The 23,847-nt window shown below is 66.9% G+C and carries 30 protein-coding genes; 20 read left to right on the top strand and 10 right to left on the bottom strand.

Features of this window, described 5'->3' with window-relative positions:
* Nucleotides 1-10 precede the first annotated feature (10 nt).
* Nucleotides 11-346: an ATP-dependent DNA ligase gene (locus SOM10_RS03825; RefSeq protein WP_320488468.1), complete on the bottom strand. Its 336-nt coding sequence runs from the start codon at nt 344-346 to the stop codon at nt 11-13.
* Between the two features lie 262 nt (nt 347-608).
* Here SOM10_RS03825 and SOM10_RS03820 point away from each other — a divergent pair, with 262 nt between their 5' ends.
* The 14 genes from SOM10_RS03820 (at nt 609) to SOM10_RS03755 (ending at nt 11,899) form a co-directional block, all read left to right on the top strand.
* Nucleotides 609-1,394: a hypothetical protein gene (locus SOM10_RS03820; protein WP_320488467.1), complete on the top strand. Its 786-nt coding sequence runs from the start codon at nt 609-611 to the stop codon at nt 1,392-1,394.
* On the top strand, nt 1,372-1,785 hold the full coding sequence (locus SOM10_RS03815) for a phage holin family protein (protein WP_320488466.1): 414 nt from the start codon (nt 1,372-1,374) through the stop codon (nt 1,783-1,785). Before SOM10_RS03820 ends, SOM10_RS03815 begins: the two co-directional genes overlap by 23 nt.
* Nucleotides 1,782-2,345, top strand: a complete 564-nt coding sequence (locus tag SOM10_RS03810) for a DUF3618 domain-containing protein (protein ID WP_320488465.1) — start codon at nt 1,782-1,784, stop codon at nt 2,343-2,345. The genes SOM10_RS03815 and SOM10_RS03810 overlap by 4 nt, the downstream gene beginning before the upstream one ends.
* A 64-nt stretch (nt 2,346-2,409) precedes the next feature.
* A complete protein-coding gene (locus SOM10_RS03805) occupies nt 2,410-3,645 on the top strand; it encodes a YihY/virulence factor BrkB family protein (protein WP_414683563.1) in 1,236 nt (411 codons plus the stop codon).
* A 78-nt stretch (nt 3,646-3,723) separates the two neighbouring features.
* Nucleotides 3,724-4,098 carry a thiol-disulfide oxidoreductase DCC family protein gene (locus SOM10_RS03800; protein ID WP_056278854.1) on the top strand — a complete coding sequence of 125 codons (375 nt, stop codon included), beginning with the start codon at nt 3,724-3,726 and terminating at the stop codon, nt 4,096-4,098.
* 70 nt (nt 4,099-4,168) lie between these two features.
* Nucleotides 4,169-4,462, top strand: a complete 294-nt coding sequence (locus SOM10_RS03795; protein WP_056278853.1) for a hypothetical protein — start codon at nt 4,169-4,171, stop codon at nt 4,460-4,462.
* A gap of 83 nt (nt 4,463-4,545) precedes the next feature.
* The gene (locus tag SOM10_RS03790) at nt 4,546-4,764 is read left to right on the top strand and encodes a DUF2795 domain-containing protein (RefSeq protein WP_320488462.1); all 219 of its coding nucleotides are present in this window, start codon (nt 4,546-4,548) and stop codon (nt 4,762-4,764) included.
* 188 nt (nt 4,765-4,952) lie between these two features.
* Nucleotides 4,953-5,291: an ATP-dependent DNA ligase gene (locus SOM10_RS03785; protein ID WP_320488461.1), complete on the top strand. Its 339-nt coding sequence runs from the start codon at nt 4,953-4,955 to the stop codon at nt 5,289-5,291.
* A gap of 94 nt (nt 5,292-5,385) precedes the next feature.
* Nucleotides 5,386-6,390, top strand: a complete 1,005-nt coding sequence (locus SOM10_RS03780) for a glycosyltransferase family 2 protein (protein ID WP_320488459.1) — start codon at nt 5,386-5,388, stop codon at nt 6,388-6,390.
* A gap of 19 nt (nt 6,391-6,409) precedes the next feature.
* Entirely contained in the window at nt 6,410-8,047 is a 1,638-nt protein-coding gene (locus SOM10_RS03775) for a sodium-dependent transporter (RefSeq protein WP_053099140.1), read from the top strand.
* Complete coding sequence (locus tag SOM10_RS03770) at nt 8,044-8,178, top strand: methionine/alanine import family NSS transporter small subunit (protein ID WP_082297825.1); 135 nt, start codon at nt 8,044-8,046, stop codon at nt 8,176-8,178. Before SOM10_RS03775 ends, SOM10_RS03770 begins: the two co-directional genes overlap by 4 nt.
* A gap of 100 nt (nt 8,179-8,278) precedes the next feature.
* Nucleotides 8,279-10,657 carry a glycoside hydrolase family 65 protein gene (locus SOM10_RS03765; RefSeq protein ID WP_320488458.1) on the top strand — a complete coding sequence of 793 codons (2,379 nt, stop codon included), beginning with the start codon at nt 8,279-8,281 and terminating at the stop codon, nt 10,655-10,657.
* 144 nt (nt 10,658-10,801) lie between these two features.
* Nucleotides 10,802-11,479 carry a DUF6766 family protein gene (locus SOM10_RS03760; RefSeq protein WP_320488457.1) on the top strand — a complete coding sequence of 226 codons (678 nt, stop codon included), beginning with the start codon at nt 10,802-10,804 and terminating at the stop codon, nt 11,477-11,479.
* A gap of 90 nt (nt 11,480-11,569) precedes the next feature.
* The gene (locus SOM10_RS03755; RefSeq protein ID WP_320488456.1) at nt 11,570-11,899 is read left to right on the top strand and encodes a hypothetical protein; all 330 of its coding nucleotides are present in this window, start codon (nt 11,570-11,572) and stop codon (nt 11,897-11,899) included.
* Nucleotides 11,900-11,912: 13 nt separating this feature from the next.
* Here the strand turns inward: SOM10_RS03755 and SOM10_RS03750 are convergent, their stop codons facing one another.
* Genes SOM10_RS03750 through SOM10_RS03735 form a run of 4 tightly spaced genes read right to left on the bottom strand, consistent with a single transcriptional unit; the run spans nt 11,913 to nt 16,065 of the window.
* The gene (locus SOM10_RS03750) at nt 11,913-12,719 is read right to left on the bottom strand and encodes an SDR family oxidoreductase (RefSeq protein ID WP_320488455.1); all 807 of its coding nucleotides are present in this window, start codon (nt 12,717-12,719) and stop codon (nt 11,913-11,915) included.
* Between the two features lie 46 nt (nt 12,720-12,765).
* Nucleotides 12,766-14,127: an ABC transporter substrate-binding protein gene (locus SOM10_RS03745; protein WP_320488454.1), complete on the bottom strand. Its 1,362-nt coding sequence runs from the start codon at nt 14,125-14,127 to the stop codon at nt 12,766-12,768.
* A gap of 49 nt (nt 14,128-14,176) precedes the next feature.
* Entirely contained in the window at nt 14,177-15,136 is a 960-nt protein-coding gene (locus tag SOM10_RS03740) for a carbohydrate ABC transporter permease (RefSeq protein ID WP_295101371.1), read from the bottom strand.
* Entirely contained in the window at nt 15,136-16,065 is a 930-nt protein-coding gene (locus SOM10_RS03735) for a sugar ABC transporter permease (protein WP_320488453.1), read from the bottom strand. Before SOM10_RS03735 ends, SOM10_RS03740 begins: the two co-directional genes overlap by 1 nt.
* A 131-nt stretch (nt 16,066-16,196) precedes the next feature.
* Here SOM10_RS03735 and SOM10_RS03730 point away from each other — a divergent pair, with 131 nt between their 5' ends.
* The 3 genes from SOM10_RS03730 (at nt 16,197) to SOM10_RS03720 (ending at nt 18,080) form a co-directional block, all read left to right on the top strand.
* The gene (locus SOM10_RS03730) at nt 16,197-16,904 is read left to right on the top strand and encodes a GAF and ANTAR domain-containing protein (RefSeq protein WP_320488452.1); all 708 of its coding nucleotides are present in this window, start codon (nt 16,197-16,199) and stop codon (nt 16,902-16,904) included.
* Nucleotides 16,901-17,629, top strand: coding sequence for a GAF and ANTAR domain-containing protein (locus tag SOM10_RS03725; RefSeq protein WP_320488451.1), 729 nt, complete (start codon nt 16,901-16,903; stop codon nt 17,627-17,629). Before SOM10_RS03730 ends, SOM10_RS03725 begins: the two co-directional genes overlap by 4 nt.
* Nucleotides 17,630-17,732: 103 nt before the next feature.
* Nucleotides 17,733-18,080 carry a hypothetical protein gene (locus SOM10_RS03720; protein ID WP_072591346.1) on the top strand — a complete coding sequence of 116 codons (348 nt, stop codon included), beginning with the start codon at nt 17,733-17,735 and terminating at the stop codon, nt 18,078-18,080.
* A 22-nt stretch (nt 18,081-18,102) separates the two neighbouring features.
* Here SOM10_RS03720 and SOM10_RS03715 read toward each other — a convergent pair whose 3' ends face one another.
* The 4 genes from SOM10_RS03715 to SOM10_RS03700 form a co-directional block, all read right to left on the bottom strand.
* Nucleotides 18,103-18,390: a DUF6510 family protein gene (locus SOM10_RS03715; RefSeq protein WP_320488450.1), complete on the bottom strand. Its 288-nt coding sequence runs from the start codon at nt 18,388-18,390 to the stop codon at nt 18,103-18,105.
* Entirely contained in the window at nt 18,390-19,115 is a 726-nt protein-coding gene (locus tag SOM10_RS03710; RefSeq protein ID WP_320488449.1) for a ferredoxin reductase, read from the bottom strand. The genes SOM10_RS03715 and SOM10_RS03710 overlap by 1 nt, the downstream gene beginning before the upstream one ends.
* Nucleotides 19,112-19,702 (bottom strand): sulfite oxidase-like oxidoreductase, encoded by a 591-nt coding sequence (locus tag SOM10_RS03705; RefSeq protein ID WP_053096353.1) that lies wholly within the window; start codon nt 19,700-19,702, stop codon nt 19,112-19,114. Before SOM10_RS03705 ends, SOM10_RS03710 begins: the two co-directional genes overlap by 4 nt.
* Nucleotides 19,703-19,872: 170 nt before the next feature.
* The gene (locus SOM10_RS03700; RefSeq protein WP_320488447.1) at nt 19,873-20,586 is read right to left on the bottom strand and encodes an alpha/beta hydrolase; all 714 of its coding nucleotides are present in this window, start codon (nt 20,584-20,586) and stop codon (nt 19,873-19,875) included.
* 138 nt (nt 20,587-20,724) lie between these two features.
* On the opposite strand from SOM10_RS03700, the gene SOM10_RS03695 reads away from it, so the two are divergent.
* Nucleotides 20,725-21,543: a helix-turn-helix domain-containing protein gene (locus tag SOM10_RS03695; protein WP_320488446.1), complete on the top strand. Its 819-nt coding sequence runs from the start codon at nt 20,725-20,727 to the stop codon at nt 21,541-21,543.
* On the opposite strand, the gene SOM10_RS03690 is transcribed toward SOM10_RS03695, so the two are convergent.
* Nucleotides 21,519-22,055 carry a hypothetical protein gene (locus tag SOM10_RS03690; RefSeq protein ID WP_320488445.1) on the bottom strand — a complete coding sequence of 179 codons (537 nt, stop codon included), beginning with the start codon at nt 22,053-22,055 and terminating at the stop codon, nt 21,519-21,521. The two genes, SOM10_RS03695 and SOM10_RS03690, sit on opposite strands and share 25 nt — an antisense overlap.
* A gap of 223 nt (nt 22,056-22,278) precedes the next feature.
* Between SOM10_RS03690 and SOM10_RS03685 the strand changes: the two genes are divergently transcribed.
* Nucleotides 22,279-22,998 (top strand): alpha/beta hydrolase, encoded by a 720-nt coding sequence (locus SOM10_RS03685; protein ID WP_320488444.1) that lies wholly within the window; start codon nt 22,279-22,281, stop codon nt 22,996-22,998.
* A gap of 90 nt (nt 22,999-23,088) precedes the next feature.
* Nucleotides 23,089-23,841: an MBL fold metallo-hydrolase gene (locus tag SOM10_RS03680; protein ID WP_320488443.1), complete on the top strand. Its 753-nt coding sequence runs from the start codon at nt 23,089-23,091 to the stop codon at nt 23,839-23,841.
* The last annotated feature ends 6 nt before the right edge of the window (nt 23,842-23,847 follow it).

Below are 23,847 nucleotides of genomic sequence, written 5' to 3'. Positions count from 1 at the left end.
GATCCGATCCTCAACTCACGCCCACGGCATGGCCCTGCTCTGCGCCCACGTTCTCGGGTTCGTGAACCAGATACAGTCCGGACGGCGCATTCGCGGTGAACGCGAGCGCCTCGATCCAGTGCCGATTGAGCTCGGGGACTTTGCCCCCGCTGTACTTGAAGACGAGGTTGCAGCCGGGGTGCATCCAGACCGAGCTCCGACCGCCGCCGATGCTGGCGTCCTCCCTCCAGGTGAAGAGGAACGGCTCGCCGCGGCGCAGCTTCGTCGTCATCACGACCTGCAGATGATGGAGCGCGCGGTCGTCGATCTCCACCTTCTGATTTCCCTCGTACACGAACTTGCCCATGATGGGATGTCCCTTCGTAGATCTCCTTCTGTGCCCAGACCTACAGGGGTGGGGTGCCCCCCGCAAGGCCCTTGCAGACCGATCGAGAGTGTTCCTGCGCCGTTCGCAGGCGTCTCGGTCGGACGCCTTTTACACCCGAGACCTCGATTTCGGCAAGGGTGCTGGAACGGCTTTCTCACCCCGTTAGACCAGTGCTCACCAATCCAGCGGATCGGTCGACGAAGTCGTTCGATCCGAGACGACCCCGCACGAAGGAGCACTGATGTCGGACACTTATGGCACGACGAGCCTGAGCGGCTCGGACGCGCATCACGAGCAGGATTCAGGGAAGGCGGAGGCTGCCAAGAACGAGGCGGCCGGTCTTGCCGACACGGCCGGCGCTCAGGCGAAGGACGTGATGGGCACCGCCAAGGCAGAGGCGGCGAGCGTCGTCGGCGAGGCCAAGACGCAGGCGAAGGACCTGTACGCGCAGACCACCCGTGAGCTGAAGGAGCAGGCGCACACGCAGCAGCAGCGCCTCGCCGGTGGGCTTCGGTCGGTCAGCGACGAACTCGGTTCGATGGCTGCGAACTCGGAGGGCAGCGGTGTCGCGAGCGATCTGGTGCAGCAGGTCGCCGGACGGCTGTCGGGCGCGGCGAGCTGGCTCGGGGACCGGGATCCGGCCTCCGTGCTCACGGAGGTGAAGCGGTATGCGAGACGCAAGCCCGGAACCTTCATCCTCGGGGCGGCGATCGTCGGCGTCGCCGTCGGCAGGCTCACCCGAGCGCTGGCATCGAACGCCTCGGCAGATGACACGCATACATCTTCACGGCCGGTGACGCCGCCCCGTGAGGTCCACCCGGACCCGGCCGTACCGGTGCCGGTCGGCTCACCCGCGGGCCGTGCCGCCGACAGCGGCGGGGCGACGGCTGCAGACCTCACCGGCGCTCCGACACGCACGGAGACAGAAGGTCTCACACCTCCGACCCGTCGCGGCGGCGCACAGACCGCCTGGACCGGATCGGGCGCACTCGGGGAGGGTGGCGATGAGCGACCCCACACCCTCTGAGACGAAGGCCGCGTCGAGCTCGCTCGGTGATCTGCTGGGTGAGGTCTCGCGAGACCTGTCGACGTTGATGCGTCAGGAGCTCGCACTCGCTCGCGCGGAGCTGCGGGAGACCGCGACGAAGTCCGCGAAGGGCGCGGGCATCATGGGTGCCGCCGGCTATGCGGCGCTGATGGCGGTGTTCTTCCTGTCCGTCGCACTGTGGTGGGCGCTGGGCTCGCTCATGGGGCGCGGCTGGTCGGGCGTCGTCGTGGCCGTGATCTGGGCGATCGTCGCGCTGATCCTGTTCGTGGTCGGCCGAAGCCAGCTGAAGCAGGTCGAGGGCATGCCGCAGACCGTCGACACGGTCAAGGAGATTCCGGAAGCACTGAAGAGAAATGAGGAGAACCGATGAGTGATTCACCCGATGAGATCCGCGCGAACATCGAGCGGACGCGACAGGAGCTGGGGTCGGATGTCGACGCGCTCGCCGACAAGGTGACGCCGTCGAAGATCGTGGACCGGCAGATGGGGAAAGTGCGCGGTGCCTTCACCTCGGTGCGCGAGCGCGTCATGGGGTCGGCGGACGATGCGGGATCCACGCTCTCGGACGCCGGTGACCGCGTGACCGAGGTCAAGGACCGCGCCATCGCGAAAGCCGAGGGCAATCCGCTCGCGGTCGGCCTGATGGCCTTCGGGGCGGGGCTGCTGATCGCATCGCTCGTTCCGGCGTCGTCGAAGGAGCAGCAGCTCGCGAAGACGGTCAAGGACCAGGCCCAGCCGCTCCTCGATGAGGTCACGGACGTGGCCAAGGAGGTCGGCGAGCATCTGAAGGAACCGGCGCAGGCGTCGGTCGAGTCCGTGAGGGAAACGGCGCAGGAATCCGTGGCTGTCGTGAAGGACGAAGCGCAGACCGCGGCCGGTGAAGTGACCGATCAGGCGCAGCAGGCGCGCGAGAACATCGCGGGCAGCTGACCGCCATCGACCGGACGGACCCGTCGCACGCGGGTAGGCGACGGGTCCGTCCGTCATGAGAGGAATGAAGATGTCGCAGCCGCACACGGAGGCCCGAGACGGGAATGTCGATCCCGAGGCCTCGAGCAAGCCCGACTCCCCGGACGATCTCCACGGACGATCATGGAAGTACGTGGCGAAGAAGGCCTTCCGTGAGTTCTCGTCCGACCAGTGCACCGATATAGCTGCCGCGCTGACGTACTACGCGGTGCTGTCGATCTTTCCCGGTCTGATAGCGATCTTCTCCCTCCTCGGCGTCGTCGGTCAGGGACAGGCCGCCGGGGAAGCGGTGATCGGCATCGTCGAGCAGGTCGCCCCGGGCGACACGGCGGACGCCCTCCGGGGCCCGATCGAACAGGTCGCGGACTCGCCGGCCGCCGGGTTCGCACTGATCAGCGGCATCCTGCTCGCGATCTGGTCGGCGTCCGGGTACGTCGGCGCCTTCAGCCGAGCGATGAACCGCATCTACGAGATCGACGAGGGGCGACCGTTCTGGAAGCTCAAGCCTGCACAGCTGCTCGTGACGGTGATCACCATCGTGCTGTTCGTCATCGCGGCGATCATCCTGGTGGTGTCGGGGCCGGTCACGCGAGCCATCGGCGACTCACTCGGACTCGGCACCGTGCCTCAGGCCATCTGGTCGATCGCGAAGTGGCCTCTGTTGGGGTTCATCGTCGTCCTCGCCGTCGCGATCCTCTACTACGCCACTCCCAACGCGAAGCAGCCGCGCTTCCGGTGGATCAGCCTCGGGGCGCTTCTCGCGATCATCGTGCTGGCTGTCGCCACGGCGGGCTTCGCCTTCTATGTGGCGAACTTCTCGAACTACGACCGCACTTACGGCTCCCTCGCGGGCATCGTGGTGTTCCTGCTGTGGCTGTGGATCGCCAACCTGGCGCTTCTCGTCGGAGCGGAGTTCGACGCCGAACTCGAGCGAGGTCGCCAACTGCAGGCGGGCATCGCCGCATCCGCGAGCATGCCGATGCAGAATCGGGGCACCGCGAATCCGACGGGTCCGACCGTCGATGACCGATCAGCGTGCGGTCGGCGGAAGCTTGTCCACGCCGTGCCGGTTCGGCTTGTCGGGCTCCGCGGCGGTATCGGGAGACGCGTGCGCGGGTCCGGTCGGCCCCGCTTCGGACGTCGGATAGTGCGGCTCGTCGATCTCGACAGCCTTGTCTCGCTCGTCGAGAGGAGGCAGATGGTCGAGCGGTTGCTTGATGTCGTCTGGGTGGCTCATGCAGACAGGCTCCGCCACCGGTGACGTGGGCGAACAGGGGCTTGTCATCGAAAGGATGATGTGGTGGGCGACTGCTCTCCGGTGAGGCGTAGGGTCGATTCCATGCACGCCCGGCCACTTCTCGTCTATGACGGCGATTGCGCGTTCTGCACCACGTGGGTGCAGCGACTCGAACGCTGGCTCGGCAGGTTTCCCGAGGCTCAGCCGTGGCAATGGCTCGACCTCGATGAAATCGGACTGAGCTCCGCGGATGTCACCCGCTACGCGTGGCTGCTGGTCGGCGCGCGTCGGATGCGCGGACATGCTGCCTTCGCAGGATTGCTCCGCATGCAGCGATCCCGGCTGCTGCGCTTCGCCGGCGTGCTCCTCGTGACGCCCCCGTTCTCCTGGGTCGCTGCGCTGGGCTATTCGCTGATCGCGCGCTTCCGACACCGTCTTCCCGGCGGCACGGCCGCCTGTGCGCTTCCGCGGGCCTGAGACAGCACCCGACGATCCTCCGGTTGTCAACGCCCCTTCACCCGGGCGGGCGCTCACCTAGCATCGCCGGATGGGACGCCTCAGGTATGACAGCACACTCGACCCGATCGTCATCGACGATGTGACGCTCGCGCACATGAAGATCGTCGTCGGCACGAAGCTCAGGCGGCAGGAGAGCTTCATGATGTCCTGGATCCCGGGAGACGATTCCCGCGACGGCCGACTGACCGCATGGATCCATCCGAGCATTCCGCTCGTCCTGGCGTTCGACAGCGTCGAGCCGATTCACGTGGATGCCGAGCGCGTGTCACGGATGATGAACAGCCTCAACGCTCACGGAGAACTGCTGATCGAGGATATGTAGGCCGCTCACACCACTTACATCGGGATCCCGTCGGCTGTCAAGAGAGGCGAAGTTCGGGCCGCGCGGTCCAGAGAATGAACCGCATGAACCCATCCCCGCACCTCCTCACCGCCCACGCATCCTCCGACGCGAGACTCGCACGGACTCTCCGGAGCATCGACTACCCGGCAACGAAGGATGACCTGCTGAGAATCGCCGTCGTCGATCATCTCGAGGTGAGGACCATCGACGCCATCCACGACCTGCCTGCTCGCGACTACCACGGAGTCGCCGAAGTGCTGAAGACGCTCGACGGGGCCTGACTCTGCCGCCGGCGCACTCTGCAGGGTGAACGCAGACTTGTCAATACCCTGCGAGAGGCCTCGCGGTCTTCCTACCCTGGCACCATGTCCGACCTCACCGGCGCGCCACTGACGCTCACGTGGCCGCACGAATCCGATACATCGTCGCCGTCGCGACTCCCCGTGCACGCGCCGCAGGGAGGTGCATGATGGGCAGATTCATCTATGAGGGCTCGATCAGGATCGAGATCGAGGATCGTGCGCTCAGTCACCTGCAGCTCGTGATCACCGCGAAGCTCCGACGAGCCGAGCCCTTCAACTTCAGCTGGCGCGAGGATCAGAGCATCGGGAGAGGCCGCACCACTGTCTGGCTGCACCCGGGGAGTGCGCTGGTCTATCGGTTCCTCGGCAGCAGGCAGCCATCGATCAACCGGCGGTGGGTCGATGCGCTCGCATTCACCGCGAATGCCCCGACCGGGCTGTACCTGGTCGCAGAGCCCGACGACATGTCGGCAGGGGAGAAGCTCGGAGTGCCCGCCGACCTGTAGCCGAGCGGCGCCGCGATCCTCAGGGTGGAGATGCGTTCCGCGCATCTTGTCAATACCCGAGAGGGGGCGAGCGAACCCGATCTATCGTGCCGCCATGAACGGCGCTCCACTCCTGGACATCGAATATGTCCTCCCGCTGCGATGGGGGAGTGACGAGACGATGGACGATCTCACGGCCTACCTCACGCGTCTGCGCGCGTGGGCCGACGTGACGGTGGTCGATGGATCCGACCCCGACCGCTTCGCCTCGCACGCGTCGGCCTGGTCGAATCTCGTCCGGCACATCCCGTGCGACGAGACCACGGGCGCGAACGGCAAGGTGCGGGGCGTGCTCACGGGCATCGCATCCGCTCGGCACGAGCGTGTCGTCATCGCCGACGACGACGTGCGGTACGACTATCGCGCGCTTGCCGCGGTGGTCTCCGAGCTCGAACGCGCGACCCTCGTGAAGCCGCAGAACCATTTCGCTCCGCTGCCCTGGCATGCCCGGTGGGACACCGCTCGCAGCCTCCTCAACCGCGCCCTCTCGGACGACTACCCCGGAACCTATGCTCTGCGGCGCTCGGCACTGCTCTCGGCAGGTGGATACGATGCGGACACGCTCTTCGAGAATCTCGAGATGGAGCGCACCATCCGCGCGACCGGCGGTCGAATCCACTCCCGACCCGACATCTACGTCATGCGGCGCCCGCCCACCGCCCGGCACTTCCTGTCGCAGCGGGTCAGACAGGCGTACGACAGCTGGGCGCAGCCGCTGCGCCTCGCGATCGAGGCGGCGATCCTTCCCACGGTGTGGATCCTGCGCCACCGACCGGGCTCGCTGGCGCTCGTGCTGCTCATGATCGTCGTGCTCGCCGAGCGCGGCCGACGACGGCTCGACGGCCGTTCGGTGTTCCCGGCGACCAGTGCATTGTGGGCGCCGCTGTGGGTTGCCGAGCGTGCGGTGTGCTCGTGGCTCGCCATCGCCGCGCGGCTGCGCGGAGGGGTGCGGTACGGGGGAGCGCGTCTGAGTGTTGCCGCCCATAGTCGGCGCCGCATCCTGATGACGATCCGAGAGCGGAGAGATCGGCACGAGAATCGCCACGTCTCGTCACGCTGACTCCGGTAACCTCATGCGCATGGCCACCGCAACGACGCAGACCCCGAAACGCGAGGCCTTCGGCTCGCGCAACGTCTTCATCCTCTCTGCGATCGGCTCTGCCGTCGGGCTGGGGAACATCTGGAGATTCCCCTACGTGGCGTACGAGGGCGGAGGCGGGGCGTTCCTCATCCCGTATCTGTGTGCGCTTCTCACTGCCGGAATCCCGCTCCTCTTCTTCGACTACGCGATCGGCCACCGATTCCGCGGGTCCGCGCCGTTGGCCTTCCGACGGATGCACCGCAGGGCCGAGCCGCTCGGCTGGTGGCAGGTGCTCATCTGCGTGGTGATCGCGGTCTACTACGCGGTGATCATCGCGTGGGCTGCGATGTACACCTGGTTCTCGGCGCAGCTGACCTGGGGGCCGGGCAACGAGAACGACTTCTTCTTCATCGACTTCCTCCGCTCGGCCGATGTCGCCGAGGTGGGCATCTCGACGGACTTCGTGCCGCAGGTCGGCCTCCCGCTCGTGGCGGTCTGGCTGATCGTCATCGTCATCATGGCGCTGGGTGTGAAGCGCGGAATCGGCCGGGCGAACATGATCCTGATGCCTCTGCTCACGGTGATGTTCGCGATCCTCGTGGTGCAGTCGCTGTTCCTGCCGGGCGCCATGGACGGGCTGAACGCGTTCTTCACCCCCAACTGGGAAGCGCTGGGCGACCCGGCCGTCTGGGCATCCGCCTACGGCCACATCTTCTTCTCGCTGTCGGTGGCCTTCGGCATCATGGTGACCTACTCGTCGTACCTGAAGCGCAAGACCGACCTCACCGGTTCCGGTCTGGTCGTGGCGTTCGCGAACTCCGGCTTCGAGATCCTCGCGGGAATCGGCGTGTTCGCGGCCCTCGGCTTCATGGCGCAGGCGCAGGGGACCGAGGTGGCCGGTGTCGCGTCGTCGGGTATCGGCCTGGCCTTCATCGCCTTCCCCACGATCGTCTCTCAGGCGGCGGGCGGCTCGATCATCGGCGTCCTCTTCTTCGGAGCGCTGGTCTTCGCGGGGGTGACCTCGCTCATCTCGATCCTCGAGGTGATCGTCGCGGCGCTGCAGGACAAGCTGGGCTGGGCGCGCATCCGCACGACCCTCACGGTGTCCATCCCGCTCGCGATCGTCTCGTTGGCACTGTTCTCGACGACCACCGCGCTGTCGGTGCTCGATACCGCTGACGCCTTCGTCAATGCCTTCGGCATCATGGCCGTCGCCCTGGTCGCGGTGATCGTGGTCGCATGGCTGCTGCACAAGCTGCCGGCACTCGTCGACCACCTCGATCGTCGGTCGAGCTTCCGGGTCGGGCGAGTGTGGATGCTGCTCGTCGGCGCGCTCGCGCCCCTCGTGCTCGGGTACCTGCTCGTCACCGAGCTGATCTCGAAGATCTCCGAGCCGTACGGCGGCTATCCGGGATGGTTCCTCGCCGTCTTCGGGTGGGGCATGGTCATCGCACTCGTCGTGATCGCACTGCTGCTGTCGGCGCTGCCATGGAGCGGTCGCTCCCACGCCAAGGATGATCCCGAGTACGACGAGTTCCTCACCGAGGAAGACTACGAACCGGATGCCGAGACCTCGTCGATCCCGCTGATCGCGACCTCGGAACCGCACGCGACGGAGAAGGGAGCGGGCGCATGACCACGACAGCGATCGTCATGATGATCATCGCGATGGTCACGATCTGGGGCGGCCTCATCGCCGCCGTCGTGAACCTCGCTCGTCACCCCGAGGCAGCGGATTCGGAGCCGGCGCCGCCCGTCGAGCTCTGACCGTCTTACCCGCACGGGGAGCGGGAATCAACCCGCTCCCCACGTTCCTCGATCCTGACTACTTTCTCTTCCAGAAGCACTGTCGACGGAAGAGGAGCCCATGAGCAGGACGCGGCCGAGATTCGATATCGACGAGTGGAGCATCGGTGCCGACGGCATCGACGTCGAGAACCTCGCCCATGAGGAGTCCGTCTTCGGCCTCTCGAACGGTCATGTGGGCTGGCGGGGGAACCTCGACGAAGGCGACCCGCGCGGCGTCGCGGGAAGCTATCTGAACGGCCTCTTCGAAGAGCACCCGATGCCGTATGCCGAAGAGGGATACGGCTACCCCGAGTGCGGGCAGAGCGTCATCAACGCGGCCAACGGCCAGCTCATCCGGCTGATCGTCGGGGACGAGCCGTTCGACGTCCGTCGTGGATCGCTCACGTCGCACACCCGTCGTCTCGACTTCCGCGCGGGAACTCTCGAACGCGAGGTCGAGTGGACCAGTCCGACCGGCCAGCGGGTGCGGATCCGGTCGACGAGGATCGTCTCCTTCGCGCACCGCTCCATCGCAGCGGTGCACTACCGTGTGCAGGCGCTCGGCGGTCCGGCGGACGTCACCGTCATCTCCGAACTGCTGGCGAACGAGCCGCTGCCGATCACGCACGACGACCCCCGGGTGCAGGAGCTGCTGAGCGAGCCGCTCGAGGGGGTGGCCTCGGCCGCCGACGCGGGTGCCGCCACCCTCGTGCACCGCACGAGGATGAGCGGGCTCACGACCGCTGTCGCGATGGACCATCGCGTGAGCGGTTCTCCCCGGAACGAGCCGAGCGTCGAGACGGATGTCGATGCGACGGGCGACCGTGCGCGTACCACGGTGCGCGCATCCCTGGCTGCCGGAGAGACGCTCGAGATCGTCAAGCTCGTCGGTCATGAGTTCTCGTCCGACCTCTCGACCGCCGCCCTGCGGGACCGGGCCGAGACGGCGGTCGGCGACGCGCTGCGGGCCGGATGGGACGCACTGGTCGCCGATCAACGGGCACGGCTGGACGACTTCTGGGAGTGCGCCGACGTGCGGGTCGACGGACCGGCACGGCTGCAGCAGGCCGTGCGCTTCGCGCTCTTCCAGGTGTTCCAGGCCTCCACCCGCATGGAATTGCGATCCGTTCCGGGCAAGGGGCTGACCGGCTCCGGATACGAGGGGCACACCTTCTGGGACTTCGAGGCGTTCGTGCTCCCCGTCCTCACCTCGACCCTCCCGCACGCCGCCGAACAGGCGCTGCGATGGCGACATTCCGTGCTCGACCGCGCTCGTGACAGGGCGGCGCAACTGCATCTGCAGGGTGCCGCATTGCCGTGGCGAACCATCGACGGCAGAGAGTCGTCGGGGTACTGGCCTGCCAGCACGGCCGCGTTCCACATCAACGCCGATGTGGCCGGAGCGGTTCTGCACTACGTGCGGGCGACGGGCGATGTCGACTTCGAACGGGAGGCCGGCCTCGAGATCCTGGTCGAGACCGCTCGCCTCTGGGCCTCGCTCGGTCGGTGGGACCCGCACGGCGGCTTCCACATCGACGGCGTCACGGGGCCGGACGAGTACTCGGCCATCGCGAACGACAACGTCTTCACGAACCTGGCGGCTCAGAAGAACCTTCGAGGGGCGGCGGCCGCTGCCCGACGGCATCCGGAGGTCGCGTCGGAGCTCGAGGTCGTAGACGACGAGATCGCGAGGTGGGAACTCGCTGCCGCGGCGATGACGGTGCCCTTCGATGACGAACGGGGCGTGCACCCGCAGTCCGGCGGCTACACCGACCTCGAACGGTGGAACTTCGAGTCGACGGCGCCGGACGAATACCTGCTGCACGACCACTTCCCGTACTTCGACCTCTACCGCAAGCAGGTCGTGAAGCAGGCCGATCTGGTGCTCGCCCTGTTCTTCTCGCATGAGTCGTTCACCGCGGAGCAGAAGGAGCGTGCGTTCGAGTATTACGAGGCGATCACCGTGCGGGACTCGTCGCTGTCGGCGGCGGCGCAGGCCGTGGTCGCCGCAGAGGTCGGTCACCTGGATCTCGCGCTCGACTATCTCGCCGAGGTCGCGACTCTCGATCTCGACGACCTTCATGGCAACACCGGTCAGGGGCTTCATGTCGCCGCTCTCGCGGGGGTCTGGACGGCCATCACCGCGGGCTTCGGCGGGATGCGCGACAGCGACAGCGGTCTGCGGTTCTGCCCGCGTCTTCCGTCCGAGATCGACGGGCTCGAGTTCGGGGTGCGCATCCACGGCTGCGTCCTGCGTGTCGATGTCCGCCAGGCGGAGGCCACCTATCGGCTCGCCTCGGGCGACCCGCTCACCATCACTCACTACGACGAGCAGGTGACGCTCGACGCCGGACATCCCGTCACCAGAGGGATTCCACCACTGCAGTCGCGGGGGCCGCAGCCACGGCAGCCTCGAGGACGAGCGCCCCGACCGGCGCTCGAAGCGTTCAGTGGCTGACGTGGCACAGAGAGAGGAGACAGTCATGTCGGATCGAACCATCGGTCGCGCATCGATGCGAATGGCCTTCTGGTCATGGACGCTCATCATCGTGGTCGGGCTGGCGACCATGATCGCCCTGCCTCTGACGGGGAGGTGAACGAGATGCGTCGCTTCGTCAGAGACGGGGGACTCAGCCTCGTCTTCCTCGCGATCTTCGCGCTCAGCCTGATTGGGCAGTCGATCGCGGGACAGGCCTACAACAACCAGGAGCTGGCTCAGCACGGTCAGCCGCCCACTCCGTATCTGGAATTCGTCACATCCTCCGACTTCCTCGTCGATGTGGCGGAGAACTGGCAGTCGGAGTTCCTGCAGTTCTTCCTCTTCATCCTCGCGACCATCTGGTTCATCCAGCGAGGATCACCTGAGTCCAAGAAGCCGGGCGACGAGGGAGTGGGGTCGGACGCCGATCAGCTCGTCGGAGAGCACGCGCATGTCGACTCTCCGCGTTGGGCGAAGGTGCACGGAGTGCGCGGGTGGATCTACTCCAACTCGCTTCTGCTCGCGATGGGAACGATCTTCGTGCTCTCGTGGCTCGCCCAGTCGCTCGCCGGGCAGGTCGTCGCCAACGAGCAGAACGCGCAGCACGGCCTGCCACCGGAGACCTGGATCGACTATGTCGTCTCGGCGGAGTTCTGGAACCGCACGCTGCAGAACTGGCAATCGGAGTTCCTGGCCGTCGGCGCGATGGTCGCCTTCTCGATCTATCTGCGGCAGCGCGGCTCGAGCGAGTCGAAGCCGGTCGGCGTGCCGCATCACGTGAGCAGCGTCGAGTCCGAGTAGCGAGGACCTTCTCGCGTCGATCGTCAAGCCCCTGTCTGCAGCGAAGTCGGAAGGGTTTCCTGGCACGAAACCGATCGACAGGAGCGGATGATGAAGCACGTGAAGTATGCCGAGAAGTCGGTTCTCGTGGGTGATGACGCGGCGGACACGCTGATGGACTACGCCCGGGTGCTGGCGAGTGAGGGGAGCGCCGACACGGTGACGCTGCGGGTCGTCAGCCCGGACGGGAACATCGTCGACGCGTCCTTCCTGCTCACGCCGAGCACTGAGCTCATGGTCGAGTCGACCAACTCCCAGCTCGAGGAGCCGGACAACGGGGAGCCCGTGCAGGAGATGCGCGATCGCATCGCGTCGTCGCGCTCCACCGTCGTGACCGAGACGGAGCCCCCGTGGATCCTCGAGAGCACTGAGGAGATCTAGCCGCGCGTGGGGCTCAGGCCTTGCGCCACTCGTGCGACTCGATGCTCGCGCCGGCCTGCGGCCCCATCTGCAGCATCCCTCCGTCGATCACCACCGATGCTCCGGAGATGTAGGCGGCCGGCGGCGACGCGAGGAAGGCGATCAGCGCGGCGACCTCGCGTGCGTCCCCCGGGCGTCCCAGCGGGATGCCGGGGCGGTCCTGCGTGTGCGGATCCACATCCGTCTGCCCGGTCATCGGGGTCGCGATCTCGCCGGGGGCGACGCTGACCGCGCTGATCCCCGCCGAGCCCAGCTCGAGGGCGAGGTTCTTCATCAGTCCATCGAGTCCGTGCTTCGCGGCGTCGTACGCGCTCGAACCGACCATCGGCTGATGCGCATGCACGCTGGTCACGGCGATCAGGCGGCCGCCGTTGCCCGCCGCGACCATCGCGCGCGCGGCGCGCTGCAGGCAGACGAAGGCGCCGGTGAGGTCGGTGTCGATGACGTGCTTCCAGTCATCCAACGAGAGGTCGAGGAACGGAGTCGACGTCCCGGTCCCCGCGTTGTTCACGAAGACGTCGAGGCCGCCCAGTTCCGCGATCAGGCCGTCGATCACGTCGCCGCACGCGGGGATGTCGGCGACGTCGAGCTGCCCCGTGATCGCCCGCGCTCCGTGGGTGCGCACCTCTTCGGCGGTCTGCTCGGCGCCCGCCTGATCGGAATGCCACGTGATCGCCACGTCCATCCCGGCGGTGGCGAGCGCCACCGCCGTGGCGCGGCCGATTCCCGAATCGCCGGCCGTGACGATCGCCCTACGGGGTGTGTGTGCGTGGTCGGTCATGCCGTTCTCCTCATCGTCGGGTCTTCTCATCCACCGGGCCTGGCGATCAGCTGGCCGTCTTCTCGTATGCGCGCATCGCCGCGTCCTGAGCGTCAGCCAGGGCATCCTCGATGGACTTGTCGCCGAGCAGCGCCGCAGTGATGGCGTTGTTGAGCTCGTTCTGGATCTCCTGACCGGCGGGCGACGAGCCGAACGACTCTCCGTACTCGACGACGTCGTAGTAGGTCGAGATCACCTGATCGAATTCGGCGTTGCCGCTCTCGGTGACCCACTGATCGCGGATCTCCTGGTCAGATGCCGGCGACCCGGTGAAGAGGCCGGTGTTGATGCCGCCGTCCTGCTCGCGGACCTCGGCGCGCGCCTCGCCGGCCGCGTTCCAGGCCTCGTCGGAGGTGAGTTCCACCATCCATGCGCAGGCAGCTGCGGGGTTCTCCGCACCGACCGGGATCACGAACGCCGTGCCTGACGCGACCGAGAAAGGCTCGCCGTCCGATGAGCGGAACGGGACCGCTTCGAGCTCGAGCTGGTCGACATACGGGGAGAGCACGTTGGGGTACCACTGGGCGTTGACCTGCCCGCCGACCTGTCCCGCCACGTACTGGTTGTTGTCGCCGAAGGTGTCGAAGGAGTCGGTGAAGCTCTTCACCGACGCGAATCCGCCCTGGGCGTCCGTGATCTCCTTCAGCATCTCCAGCCCGGCGACGTTGCTCGGATCGTCGAGCGTGGGAGCCCCTTCTTCATCGTTGAGCTGCCCGCCCATCGCCAGCACCCAGAGCCCGCCCTGGCCGGTCGCGACCGGGTCGAAGCCCAGGCGGGTCGGCACTCCTCCCGACTCCTGGTAGATCTTCTCGATCGCTCCCATCAGGGCATCCGGCTTCGACGTGTCGAACTCCTCAGCCGAGACACCGGCCTCGGCGAGCACCGCCTTGTTCAGCAGGATCGCCGGCGGCTGGTAGAACTGCGGCACGGCCCACACGCCGTCCTCGTACGTCACATCGTCGACGACGAAGGGATACCAGTGATCGCGCGGCGAGACGTCGTGCGCCTCGAAGCACGCGTCCAACGGCATGATCAGATCCTGTGCCGCATACGTCGTGACGTAGCGTCGGTCCATCTGCACGACATCGGGCACATCGCCGCTCGCGATGCGGGTGGTGAACTTCTGCGCGTCGAACGCCGTGGCGTCGAGGTCGACCTCGACATCCGAGAGCTGCTCGGCGGCATGGTCCATGCGCGAGGTGCCGACATCATCGGCGTTCTCGAAACCCCAGGCCTTCAGGGTTCCGGTGGCGTCCGCGCCGAAGTCGACCGACTCTGCGGCGCTCTCGCCGCTTCCCCCACCGCACCCGCTGAGCAGCAGAGCGGATGCCGTCACGGCGGCGGCGGCTCCGAGGATTCGTGTCTTCATGTCGTTCTCCATTCATGTGGGGGCGGATACCCGCCCTGCGAGATAGGGATCAGCCCTTGCGCCCCTGCGTCGCGACGCCCTCGATGAAATACCGCTGGCCGAAGGCGAAGAGCAGCAGCATCGGCAGGGTCACGATGAGCGATGCCACCATCACGTATTGGTAGTCGCCGTGACCACCGGCCGTCGGGCTGTACTTCGTCATCGCGTAGGCGATGCCGAGAGGCGCGGTGAACTCGTCGACGGACCCGGCGTTGAGGTAGATCAGCGAAGCCTGCAGGTTGTTCCAGCTGGCCTGGAACTCGAAGAGGAACACGATCACGAACGACGGGATCGAGAGCGGCATCGCGATGCGCCAGAACAGGCCCCAGGCGCTCGCTCCGTCGAGTCGCGCGGCCTCGAACAGCTCTCGGGGAAGTCCGAGGAAGAACTGGCGCTGCAGGAAGATGTAGAAGGCGGAGCCGAACAGGTTCATACCCCACAGCGGAACCCAGGTGCCGAGCATGCCGGTCTGCTTCCAGATGAGGTAGACCGGGATCATCGTCACCGCTCCCGGCAGCATCATCGTCGCCAGCACCAGTCCGAACAGCAGCTTGCGGCCCGGGAATCGGAAGTAGGCGAACCCGAAGGCCACGATCGAGCTCGAGATGGCGACGGTGCCCGCAGCGAGCAGGGCGATGGCGACGCTGTTCCACACCCAGCTCAGCAACGGCAGCTGATTCCACACCTCGATGTAGTTCTCGGGAACGAAGGTGCGCGGGAAGAGACTGTTGTCGAACACCTCTCCCCGGGGCTTCAGGCTCGCGGCGATCAACCAGACGAAGGGGTAGAGGAACAGCAGGCCGAAGCCGATCAGAACGATCGTGAGCAGGATGCGTGCGACCAGACTCTTCGGTCGAGCGAGGCGTCGACGTCTGCGCGGCTGCCCCGGGGTCGTGACGGAGACCGTGTCGGTGCGGGGTTCCGGTCCGGGAGGCGGGGTGAGCGGGACAGGTCGGATCGTCGTCGACATCAGCGGTCTCCCTCGTAGTAGACGAAGCGGTTGCCGACCTTCACCTGGATGAGCGTGATCAGCATGATGATCACGAACAGCAGCCAGGCCATCGCGGCCGCGAAGCCGAAGTCGAACTGGCGGAAGGCCTGCTGGAACAGGTAGATGGCATAGAACAGCGACGCCTCGGGGGAGGCGTTGCTCTGATCTCGCCAGAACAGCAGATAGGCCTGGTCGAAGATCTGGAAGGCCGCGATCGAGAGGACGATGACGTTGAAGAACATCGCTCCCGAGATCATCGGCAGAGTGATCGAGAAGAACCGGCGGATGGGCCCCGCGCCGTCGAGCGACGCCACCTCGTAGAGTTCGGTCGGCACGTTCTTGAGCGCGGCGAGGAAGATCACCATCGTTCCGGCGACCGTCCAGAGCGTCATGATGACGATGCTCGGTTTGACCCATGCCGGGTCGACCAGCCACTGCGGCCCCGAGATGCCGAACACGCGGAGGAACTGGTTGATCGCCCCCGAGTTGCCGTTGAGCAGGAGGAAGAAGACGGCGGCCGTGGCGACGGCGGGGGTCATCTTGGGCAGGTAGTAGAGCACGCGGAAGAAGCCGGCGCCGCGGCCCACCCGATTGAGCAAGAGTGCGAGGACGAGCGCGAAGATGATCTCGAGAGGCACGGCCATCACGACGTAGAACAGCGTGTTGGCGAGCGAGAGCCCCACCCGAGGGTCGTCGAAGAGCTCGGCGTAGTTGGCGATGCCGATCGGACGCGCCGAGTTGGTGGCGAGGTTGTAGTTGCTGAACGAGATGTAGAGGCTGTACGCCATCGCACCCGCCGTGAAGATCAGGAATCCCAGGATCCATGGCGAGATGAACAGGTATCCGGCCAGGACCTCACGCCTGTTGTACGGATCGCGCTGCCGTCGCTGCCGGTGTGCCGTCTTCATGAGAGGAGAAGCTAGACGCGCGGGGAGAAACAGGCGCGGGGCTTGTCACCGAACGGTTGTTGTGCAACTCTCGGACTTCATAGGTGCCTCCATCGCGCCGCCCGTCGGCTGGCGGTATCGTGAAGAGCACTATGAGTGAGTCATTCGACGATGCGCTGAACGATCTGGAGCGCTCCGGTCGTCAGCTGGACGCGCTCAGTGGTTTCTTCATCGATCGGTTCCCGGTCACGGGTGCCGCGGTCTCGACCGTAGGGGACGTGCTCGGGAGCGAGACGATCTCCGCGACCGACGACGTGGCGGCACGCCTGGATGAGCTCCAGTTCGACCTCGGCGAAGGCCCGTGCTGGGAGGCCATGCGCACCTCTGCCGCTGTCCTCGAGCCCGACTTCCGGCACCGCGGCGTCTCTCGGTGGCCCGCCTTCGCCTCGGCTGTGGAGGACGACGCGGAGGTCGCGTCGATGTTCGCCTTCCCGCTGTCGGTCGGCGAGATCAAGATGGGGGCGGTCGACCTCTACTCGACAGCACCCGTGGCGCTCACTCCGAGCGAGTGCACGCAGGCGCGCGCCATGGCGGATGTGGTGAGCCGGCATGTGCTGAGGGACGCGCTGTCGGACTTCGCGGACAACGACGCGCAGACGGGCATCTACTCTCGACGAACCGTGCACCAGGCGACCGGCATCGTTCTCGCGCAACTCGACATCGGTCCGGACGACGCGCTGCTCATGCTTCAGGCGCGGGCATTCTCGACCGGGCAGCGCGTCATGGAGGTCGCGCAGGCGGTGGTGGACGGTTCTCTCCGCTTCTCGCGCACGTCAGGCGGAATCGAGGCGGGGTCATGACCGCGCCCACGCGCGAAGCTCGGTTGCTGGAGCTCTTCGCCACGCTCGCGGACACGATGGTCGACGACTACGACGTCGTGGACCTGCTGCAGACACTCGTGGATGCGTGCCAGGAGCTGCTGGACGCGAGTGACGCCGGCATCCTTCTCGCCGACCCCGCGGGTGATCTCGAACTCGTCGCATCCACGAGCGAGGCGACGGAACTCGTCGAGGTGATCCAACTCGGTGCGGAGGCAGGGCCCTGCATCGAGTGCTTCGTGACAGGGACGGCGGTGTCGGTTCCCGACATAGCCGCCGGTTCAGGGAAGTGGCCGATGTTCCGCCAGGCGGCGCTGGAGAACGGCTTCGCGGCCATCGAGGCGATACCGATGCGGCTGCGGAACACGACGATCGGCACCCTCAACCTTCTCCGATCCGACACCGGGTCGCCGCCCGCGGAAGACCTCTCCGCGGCGCGAGCGTTCGCCGATGTGGCAACGATCGGGATCCTGCACGAGCGCAGCCTCCGAGAGCAGGAATCGCTGTCGTCGCAACTGCAGACCGCACTGAACAGCCGGGTGATGATCGAGCAGGCCAAGGGTGTGGTCTCGTTCACGGCGGGAGTGCCGATCCCCGATGCCTTCACGCTCATGCGCACCTTCGCCCGTGATCGCGGCCTGCGTCTGAGCGAGGTGGCTGAACGCATCGTGCGGCGGGACATCAGGCTTGAATCACCTGAATCCTGAAAGCGCAAGGGGGGTCGACCTCGCACACGATCGGGCCTAGCGTGAAATCGCTGCCCCGGACCCGGTAGCGGAAATGCAACCGTCGAGAGTTCCGGGAGTGATCATGAAGTCCCTCATCACCCAGGTCGGCACCTACCTGACGGGTGACGCGACCGCAGACGCGGTGCTGGAGTACTGGAAGGCGTTGGCGGAGGAGCGGCGCTCGGATGTCGTGGAGATCCCCGTCGTCGGCCCCGCGGGCGGTCGGTCGAGTGTGCGGGTGACGCTCGGTGCCATGCTGCCGATCGCGGTGGCGCACGCGGAGTTGTCGCCGCAGATCGAGGACGATGATGGCGCAGCTGAGGGGATCCGGGCTCGTGCTCTGGCGCTTGTGCCGACGGCGACCACGGCATTCGAGCCTGACGACGTCCGTGAGGTGTTCGACGCCGAATGCGACTCGGGCCCCGTCTGAGCGCCGGTCGCCGACGAGCGAGCTAGTCGCCGTCGGAGGCCCACTCCAGGCGGGACAGAGCCCCGACATCGAGCGAGTACCGCCCGTCGATCTGAAGACAGGTCAGCAGGGTGTGTCCGCATCCGCGACACAAGAGGATCACGCCGGCCGGATCCAGTTCTGCGACGGCGTCGCCGAGCACGGCCTTGCGATCGCAGCGCGTGCAGGTGGCCCGAGCACCGGTCATGTCCCTGCCGAACACTTCGATCAGGATCCCGCCAGCGGCGTTGCCGTCGACTCTCGTGCGATGGCCGGGGTGGGCAGCGTCCATCAGGCACCTCCGAAACGCTCGGTACGGATGCGGTCGGGCGGATGCCCCGCCGCGACGAGCAGATCGGCGACCGCCTCGACGAAGTTGGTCGGCCCGCAGACGTATACCGAGGGGCGCTGGGCGGCGGGGATGGTCGAGGCCTCGAGCGTCGCGGCATCCACCCTGCCCGCGGGGCGAGCGAAGCCGACCGGTGCCGAGCGGCTGTACGCCCAGTCGACGCTGAAGGCGTCGTCGGCGAGATCGCCCAGTTCGGCCGCGTAGAAAGCGTCGTCCGCGGAACGCACCGCGTACAGGAGCCGCATCGGTGCGGAGCTGGCCGAGCGCGCATGCTCCCGGGCCATCGCGAGGAGCGGCACTATCCCTGAACCGCCGGCGATGAGCTGAACGGGCTCGGGCTGGGCTGGGGTCCACACGAAGTAGGCGCCGATCGGACCGCGGACCTCCAGCTCGTCGCCGGGCCGGACGTCCTCGACGAGATACGGAGAGACCTCGCCATCCGGCACCTCGTCGACGGCCAGCTCGAGCACGTCACCCTCTCCGGACGATGCGAGCGAGTACGACCGCACGGCCTGATAGCCGTCCTCAGCGGTCAAACGCACATCGACGTGCTGTCCGGCGAGATTCCCCGGCCACCCCTCGACCCGGAGGGAGAGCACGCGGCCATGGGGTGTGGCTCGTCTGACCTCGATGACACTGGCGACAAACCACAGCGACGACGAGGTCACCAGTAACGCTCCTCTTTCCACGGATCGCCGTACATGTTGTATCCGTTCTGCTCCCAGAACCCCGGTTCGTCGTTCTCGAGAAGATCCAGGCCGTGGACCCACTTCGCGGATTTCCAGAAGTAGAGGTGGGGGACGAGGAGCCGGGCGGGGCCGCCGTGCTCTGCGGCGAGCGGCTCGCCCTCGAACTCGAATGCGATCCACGCCTTGCCGCCGGTCAGGTCGGCGCGGGGAACATTCGTCGTGTACCCGCCGTAGGAGAAGACCCGGGTGAAGTCGCCGTCTCCGGCATCCTGCAGCAGATGATCGAGCGAGACTCCGCGCCACTGCGTGCCCAGCTTCGACCACCGCGTCACGCAGTGGATGTCGGTGGTGATCGTATCGATCGGGAGCGCCTGCAGCTCATCCCACGACCAGGTGCGGCGAATGCCGTCGAGCCCGACGACCGCGAACTCCCAGGTGTCGGTCGCGACTCGGGGTGTCGGTCCGGCCGAGAGCACCGGGAAGTCCTCGGTGAGGTACTGACCCGGGGGGAGCCGGTCATCCGACTCGCGTCGCCGGGCGCCGAAGCCGCGGGAGATCACAGCCATGATCGCCTTCTTTCGTTGGTCCCACTCATTCCACCCGATTGAACGGGCGGACGCCTCCTGCAGGTGTCGAACGCGGCACGCGCGGGTCGCCCCGATTCTAGGACCGTGGGGCGCGGTGTCGCACCATTCGAGGGCGGAGAGCGCCGGACGGCGTCTCCGCCCTCGAGAGGTCAGACGACCTCGGCAGCCGCCTCGACGATGAACTGGATGACGTCCTGGGGGAGGGCGCGCATCACGAGGTGCGGTGCGTCGAGTTCGATGACGCGACGGAAGTTGCCGCGGGTGTAGCCGAAGCGCTCGACGTCCGGGTTGATGGTGTGGTCGGCAGCGGACACGATGCCGAAGGCAGGCTTGGTCTTCCACGCAGCGACCGGTGCGGCCTCGCTGAACGCAAGGGCTGCGAGGGGGCGCTGTGCGACGGCGAGGACCTCGGAGATGGCGGGGTCGATGCCGGCAGCGAAGACCTGCGGGAAAGCCTCGACCTTGACCGAGACGTCCGTGCCGTCCTCAGCGCCGGGGCTCGGGAACGGAGTGTAGACGAGGTTGGCGGCCAGCTCGGAGTCGGGGAACCCGCCCTGCAGCTGGCCGAGGCTCTCGCCTTCTTCGAGTGCGTAGCCCGAGAGGTAGACCAGCCCCACGACGTTGTCCGCAGCACCGGCGACCGTGATCACTGCGCCACCGTACGAGTGGCCGACCAGGAGGACGGGCCCCTCGATCTTCTCGACGACAGAGCGGATGTACGCCGAGTCGCCGAGCAGACTGCGGTTAGGGACGGCGGGGACGACGACCTCATGGCCGAGATCGAGAAGACCGCGAGTGACGGGCTCGAAGCTCGCGGCGTCGGCGAATGCGCCGTGGACGAGGACGATGGTGAGGTTCGACATGATTTCCTTTCGGGGGTGGTGGTTATGACGCTAGGTTCGGCGGCCGATCCTGTGGTGTCCCTCCCAGGGTCCCCATCCGGCGGGCGTGCTGCGTCCTACTATTTGAGCGAGAGTGCGGGATGACACCAGCGGGAGAGCATGAACGAACAGCGGACGCCGGTGTCGGAGTATCTGCGGGCTCGGCGCAATGTGCTGCAACCCGAGGACGTCGGCCTGCCCCGTACCCCGGGACGACGCGTCGTCGGGCTTCGCCGCGAAGAAGTGGCGGCACTCGCAAGGATCAGCCCGGAGTACTACGTGCGGCTCGAACGCGGCCATGACCACCAGCCGTCTGCGCAGGTGCTGCTGGCGCTCGCCCAGGCGCTGAAGCTGGACGACGCCGCCACGACGTATCTGCTGCGGTTGAACAGTGGGTGGAGTCCGTCTGCGATGGAGCGATCACCTGCCTCCCAGAAGATCCCGGAGTCCGTCACAGCGCTTCTGAAAACACTGCAGGACGTGCCCGCAGTCGTCGTCGACGGCAACCAGGACGTACTCGCTGCCAACCCCCTCGCGCAGGCTCTCCAGCCGGCTTCGATGCAGCCGGGACGGAATCTCCTCCTGGCGACTTTCAGTGCCGGCGCGCGGGACCGGGTCGGTGAGACATGGAGGAGTCTGGCCGAAAGGCTTGTGGCGTCATTCCGTCTGCGGAGCAATCCGAACGATCCTCGTTTTCGGGAACTCCTCGCGAACCTGCTTATTCAGGATGCCGACTTTCCGGGGATCTGGGCACGGCACGAGGTCGCGGATCTCAGCTTCGACACCACCCAGCACAGGATCGAGCCGTTCGGAGTGGTGACGGTCACCTGGCAGCACTTCCAGGTGCCCGGTACTGACACCTATCTCGTGCTGTTCGCGGATCCACCGGGCTCGCCTGCCGCGGCGGCCATCCGCTACCTCGCCGAGTCGATCCGCTGAGCGGGCACATGTCGGGTGCGTGACCACAGTTCGCGCACTGCGGCCGCCGAAGAGTCGTCGGCGGGAGTCCACAGCAGCACTCTGTGGTCGCTGCCATCCGCCGATATCCGTGCCTCGTACTGCTGCCGTCCTGTCATCGGGTGGAACACGTCGATGAGCTGCGAGGCGGGGCACTCATCGAGCTCGGTCCGCGCCCACTGCTCCCGGAATTCCTGGCTGTGCGCCCCGAGCTCGCCGATCAGGTGCGCGAAGCGGGGGTCCTGTCCGAATTCGACGAGGTTCGCGCGCAGCAGGCCGGCGACCTGTCCGGCGATCTCACTCCAGCGCCCCAGCGTCTCGGCTGCTTCGGGATTCAGGAAGAATGACCGCGCGAGGTTGTTTCCGACGGTGAACGCGGCCGTCAGGGCCATCGCCAGAGGCGTCGTCGACACGACATCCAGATGACGGTTCACGACCACCGTGATCTGGGGTGATGGTGATCCGGAGTGCTCCATTGCTGTCTCGCGATCCATGACGGCCACGATACCTTCGGCCTCGGGCCCCACAGGGTCCCTCTCGAGGCCTGCCACGGGGGCGTCCAGACGTGCACAATGCCCTGCAGGGCCCGCCGAGTCAGGGGCTGCGATTATCGTGTCTTCTCATAGTCCGCTGCCAGCCAGTCGTGTCGCATGGGAAAGGTGTCGAGTGAGCCGTCATACTCCACTCGGATCCGAACGCACGCTGACCGTGCGCGGGATGCGGTTCCGCGTGATCGAGAGCCGGGCGGACGACGCGACCGAGACGATCGTGCTGATCCACGGCATCGGGATGTCTCACCGCTACTTCGCGCGACTGCACCACGTGCTCGCTCGGTCGGTTCGCGTCGTGTCCCTCGACCTGCCGGGGTTCGGGGGGCTCCCCAAGCCCGGTCACGACATCACGATCGAAGAGATGGCCGACGCCATCGGAGAGCTGGTGGTCGCAGTGAGCAGCCGCCCGGTGGTTCTCGTCGGCCACTCGATGGGAGTCCAGTGGGCAGTCGAGACCGCGGTTCGCCATCCGGCGCGGATCGCCCGAGTGGTCGCGATCGGGCCGGTCGTCGACGACGCGCATCGCAGCCTCGGCGCACAGGCGCGTGCGCTGGCTGTCGACACGTTGGGGGAGACCCCGGCCACGAACGTCATCGTCTTCAGCGACTACGTGAGGTGCGGCCCGCGCTGGTATCTGCGACAGGCTGCCCATATGCTGCGTTATCCCACCGAGGATCGGGTTGGGAGTCTCACCATGCAGCTGCTCGTCCTCCGCGGAGCGAAGGACCCGATCGCCGGTGCCGCGTGGTGCGATCGCCTCGTGTCGAGCGCCCGCGACGCGGACATCGTCGCGATTCCCGGCAGACATCACGTCGTACAGCGATCTGCGCCGGATGCGGTTGCAGACAGCATTCTGGAACCGACTCCGGGATCGCGATCGGGGTGACCGCCGGAGTCGCCGCGCCGATAGTGCTCCTTCGATCAGCGCGATGTCAAGACCGTCTCCGACAAGAGTCGGGATTCGTAGCGTGGCCGCATGAATCGCACTCGATCCTTCACGGAGGTGGCACCCGGCTTCTTCTGCGTATCGGTCGCCGAGGTGAACTGCTACCTGATCAAGACAGTCGATGGGCTCACGCTCGTCGACGCCGGACTGCCCGGCAGTCGACGACCGCTGCACGCGCTGCTCGAACACCTGGGCGCCCGCGAGTCGGACATCGACGCGGTCATCCTCACCCACGGGCACTTCGATCACGTCGGAGTCGCCTCGAGCATCCGCGCTCACGGGGCGACGGTGCTCGTGCATTCCGCGGACGCGCGCCTCGCCCGGCATCCGTACAGCTATCGACCCGCGAGTCCGCGGGTGCCGTATCTGCTCTCGCACCCGCGCGGCATCCCCGTGATCGCTCGGATGGCGGCGCACGGGGCGCTCGGCGTGCGCGGCGTCGACGCCCTCGGTCGGATCCACCACGGGCAGCCCGTCGACGCCCCCGGTGCGCCGACCGCGCTCTGGACTCCCGGTCACACGGCAGGGCACTGCGCCGTGTTCTTCGAGGACCAGGGGATCCTGCTCTCGGGCGACGCGCTCGTGACCCTCGACCCCTACACCGGCGAGGCAGGTCCCCAGATCATCGCGCGCGCCGCGACCGCCGACACCGCACGGGCGCTCGCCTCGCTCGACACACTCGCCGAGACGTCGGCTCAGCTCGTGCTGCCCGGACACGGCGGCCCCTGGCGAGACGGGATCGCGGCGGCGGTCGCGGAAGCCGCACGACGCGGCGCCCACTGAAGACGG

It is taken from the genome of Microbacterium sp. CFBP9023, assembly GCF_034045055.1.
Taxonomy (GTDB): Bacteria; Actinomycetota; Actinomycetes; order Actinomycetales; family Microbacteriaceae; genus Microbacterium.
This window is presented reverse-complemented; position numbering and strand designations above follow the sequence as displayed.